The following is a 3967-nucleotide window of genomic DNA, read 5'->3' on the forward strand; positions in this document are numbered from 1 at the left end:
ATGAGGGGAGAGGGAGAGAGAGCCGTCGTCGTAGCGCGTGGTGTTGGCCCGGTCGGCGGCTTCGGCATGCGCCCCGGGGCTTATGTCTGACCGCAGGCGTGGCACAATCGTTTTCATCCATCCTCCTCTCCGTGCAATGACCCCCCACCATGCCTGACACCGCCCAGCGCGACGCTCCCGAGCGGCCCGATCCCGACGCCCTGCTGCAACGCATGCAGGAGGAGGGCGAGCGCGCCGCGCGCGGCAAGCTGCGTGTGTATTTCGGCGCTTCCGCCGGCGTCGGCAAGACCTTCGCCATGCTCACCGCCGCGCGGGCGCTGCGCGAGCAGGGCAGCGATGTCGTGATCGGCGTGGTCGAGACCCATGGCCGCGCCGAGACCGAGGTGCTGATCGCGGATCTGGAGCGGCTGCCGATGAAGGCCATGCCGCATCACAAGCTCGACGATCGCGTGCTGCTGGAGTTCGACCTGGACGGCGCGCTGGCCAGGCGCCCGGCGCTGATCCTGGTCGACGAGCTGGCGCATTCCAACGCCACCGGCAGCCGCCACCCCAAGCGCTGGCAGGACATCGAGGAATTGCTGTCGACCGGCATCGATGTGTGGACCACCGTCAACGTCCAGCACCTGGACAGCCTCAACGAGGCGGTGGGCGGCATCACCGGCATCCGCGTGTGGGAGACCGTGCCCGACACGGTCTTCGACGACGCCGACGAAGTCATTCTGGTGGACCTGCCCGCCGACGAATTGCTGCGGCGGCTGCGCGACGGCAAGGTCTACCTGCCGGAGCAGGCGCGCACCGCGGCCACCAATTTCTTCCGCAAGGGCAACCTGATCGCGTTGCGCGAGCTCGCGCTGCGCCGCACCGCCGACCGCGTCGACGATGACGTGCGCGCTTACCGCCATGCCGAATCGATCCGCCCGGTGTGGCGCACGCGCGAAGCGGTGCTGGCGTGCATCGGCACCGGCGACGATGCCGGGCAGGTGGTCAAGAGCGCGCGCCGGCTAGCCGGGCAACTGGATTGCGACTGGCATGTGGTCACGGTGGCCACGCCGCGCCTGGCGCCGTTTGCCGTGCATGAGCGCACCAACGTGCAGGACGCGATGCGGCTCGCGGAAGAGCTCGGCGCGCGCACCGAAACCCTGGCTGGCAGCGATATCGTGCAGGCGGTGACGGGCTATGTACGGCGTCACAACCTGACCAAGGTGGTGGTGGGGCGCGCACCCGGCAACTGGCGCCCCAGCGGCGGCGGCCTGCTGGCGCGTGGCCGCGCGTTGATCGCGCTCAGCCTGGCGCCGTTCCTGGGCGCGCGCGCATGGCTGTTCGGGCGCCATAGCTTTGCCGATTCGCTGGCCCTGGGCTGCCCGGAGATCGACGTGATCCGCGTTGCCGCCGATGCCATGGGCACCGACACGCGCGGCCGCGCGCAGCCGGAGCCGGGGCGCGCCGACGTGCGCGAGGACCCCGCCCGCAACGACGTCAGCGGCGTGGTGGCGCACCGCGTGGACTACCTGTGGGCAATCGCGTGGTGCGCGGGCGCCAGCTTGTTGTCGGCGGTGGCGCGCCCGTGGTTCGAGCTGGTCAATATCGCCATGCTGTTCCTGGCCGCCGTGGTGGCGGTGGCGCTGCGCCACGGGCGCGGGCCCGCCGCGCTGGCCTCGGTGGTGTCGGTGGCGGCCTTCGACTTTTTCTTCGTGCCGCCGCGCATGTCGTTCTCGGTGAGCGATGTGCAGTACCTGGTGACGTTCGTGGTGATGCTTGCGGTGGGCCTTGTGATCGGCCAGCTCACTGCCGGCCTGCGCGAGCAAGCGCAGGTGTCGGTGGAGCGCGAAACCGATGCGCGCACCCTGTACGAGCTGGCGCGCGAGTTGTCCGCCGCTTTGATGCCCGAGCAGATCATCGACATCAGCAGCCGCTTCCTGCAAGCCGCGCTTGGCGCGCGCTCGGCATTCTTCCTGGTCTCGGCCAAGGGGCGGTTGATGCCGCCCGTGATCGATCCCATGCAACGCGGCAGCGACGCGATCGATCCCGTGCTGGCGCAATGGGTGTTCGATCACGGCCAGCCTGCCGGCACCGGCACCCACACGCTGCCGGGCAGCACCGTGCTCTACCTGCCGCTCAAGGCGCCCATGCAGACGCGCGGCGTGCTGGCGGTGGAGCCGCAGGAGTGGCGCGCCTTCGCGCGGCCCGAGCGGCGCCGGCAGATCGATGTGTTCGCCACGCTGATCGCGATCGCCATCGAGCGGCTGCACTATGTGGAGGTGGCGCAGCAGGCGCTGGTGTCGATGGAATCGGAGCGGCTGCGCAGCTCGCTCTTGGCCGCGGTCTCGCATGATCTGCGCACGCCGCTGACCAGCCTGATCGGCATGGCCGAGACCATGCAGCGCGCGGAGCCGCCGCTGCCGCCGTCGTTGTCGGAAACGGTCGGCGCGATGCGCGAGCAGGCGCTGCGCATGCGCACCATGGTGGTCAACCTGCTCGACATGGCGCGCCTGCAAAGCCGCGACGTGCGCATGCAAAAAGAGTGGCAGTCGCTCGAAGAGCTGGTCGGCGCGGCGCTTGCCGGCATGCGCGATGCGCTGTCGCGGCACCGCGTGTCGGTCGCGGATCTATCGGCGCTGCCGCTGGTGGAGTGCGATGCGGTACTGATGGAGCGCGTGCTGTGCAACCTGCTGGAGAACGCTGCCAAGTACACGCCGCCGGGCACCGGCATCCGCATCTCCGGCGAAGTGGTCGAAGCGGAGGTGCGGCTCGCGGTGGCGGACGACGGCCCCGGCGTGCCGCGCGGGCAGGAGCTTTCGATCTTCCAGAAATTCACGCGCGGCGAGCGCGAGTCCGCGACCGCGGGCGTTGGCCTCGGCCTGGCCGTGTGCGAAGCCATCGTGCAGGTGCACGGCGGGCGCATCTGGGTGGAGAGCGTGAACGCGGACCACACTGGCGCACGCTTTGTCGTGGCGCTGCCGCGCGGCAATCCGCCTGCGATCGAGCCCGAGCCGCTTGAGTTGCCTGGGCCGGCTGAATCGCTGCAAGCCGCCGCGCACGGAAGCGGCGCCGGGCTGGTCGCGCACGGTGCAGCAAACAAGGAGTCCAACTGAAATGGCATTTGAATTTTCGCCGACTGTCCTGCTGGTCGAAGACGAGCCGCATATCCGGCGCTTCGTGCGCGAGGCGCTGCAGGCAGAAGGCTGTGCCGTGCATGAGGCCGAGACGCTCAAGCGCGGCCTGATCGATGCCGGCACGCGCCAGCCCGACGTGGTGATCCTCGACCTGGGCCTGCCCGACGGCGACGGCATGACGCTGATCCGCGAGATGCGCACCTGGACCGAAGTGCCCGTGCTGGTGCTATCGGCACGCTCCGGCGAGGACGACAAGATCGCCGCGCTGGACGCCGGCGCGGACGATTACCTGACCAAGCCTTTCGGCGTGGGCGAGCTGATCGCGCGCGTGCGCGTGCTGCTGCGCAGGCATGCCAAGACCAATCCGCAAGGCACGCCGCAGATCGCCTTTGGCGAGGTGCAGATCGACCTGGCCAACCGCGTCGTCACCCGCGCCGGGCAGGATGTGCACCTGACGCCGATCGAGTATCGCTTGCTTGCCGTGCTGATCGCGCATCGCGGCAAGGTCATGACGCATCGCGAACTGCTGCGGGAAGTATGGGGGCCGGCGCACTCGGAGAGCAGCCATTATTTGCGGGTGTATATGGGGCACTTGCGGCACAAGCTGGAGGCTGATCCGGCGCAGCCTTCGCATTTGATGACTGAGGTGGGGGTGGGGTATCGGTTTGTGGGGTGAGGGAGTTGCAAGATCAGCTGCAACTGCAACTGCAACTGCAACTGCAAAATCAGCTTCAACTTCAACTGCTTAACGTCAAGGGCAACTGCAGTTTCACCTCCCCTGCGGGGAGGCGACCTACTTTCTTGTCTCGCCAAGAAAGTAGGCAAAGAAGGCGACCCGGATGGGGCGAAAGACT

General features: G+C 68.5%; 2 protein-coding genes. Both read left to right on the forward strand.

Going from position 1 to position 3967, the window contains the following annotated elements:
• The first annotated feature begins 149 nt into the window (after positions 1-149).
• Positions 150-3092 (forward strand): DUF4118 domain-containing protein, encoded by a 2943-nt coding sequence (locus tag ACYP5B_RS40705; protein ID WP_459573416.1) that lies wholly within the window; start codon positions 150-152, stop codon positions 3090-3092.
• Position 3093: 1 nt separating this feature from the next.
• Complete coding sequence (gene kdpE / locus ACYP5B_RS40710; protein ID WP_267605029.1) at positions 3094-3789, forward strand: two-component system response regulator KdpE; 696 nt, start codon at positions 3094-3096, stop codon at positions 3787-3789.
• Positions 3790-3967 lie beyond the last annotated feature (178 nt).

The sequence above is a fragment of the Cupriavidus sp. 8B genome, assembly GCF_054589115.1.

Coding starts and splice junctions, on each gene's coding strand:
- ACYP5B_RS40705 (WP_459573416.1), top strand. CDS start 150: ATGCCTGACACCGCCCAGCGCGACGCTCCCGAGCGGCCCGATCCCGAC.
- kdpE (WP_267605029.1), top strand. CDS start 3,094: ATGGCATTTGAATTTTCGCCGACTGTCCTGCTGGTCGAAGACGAGCCG.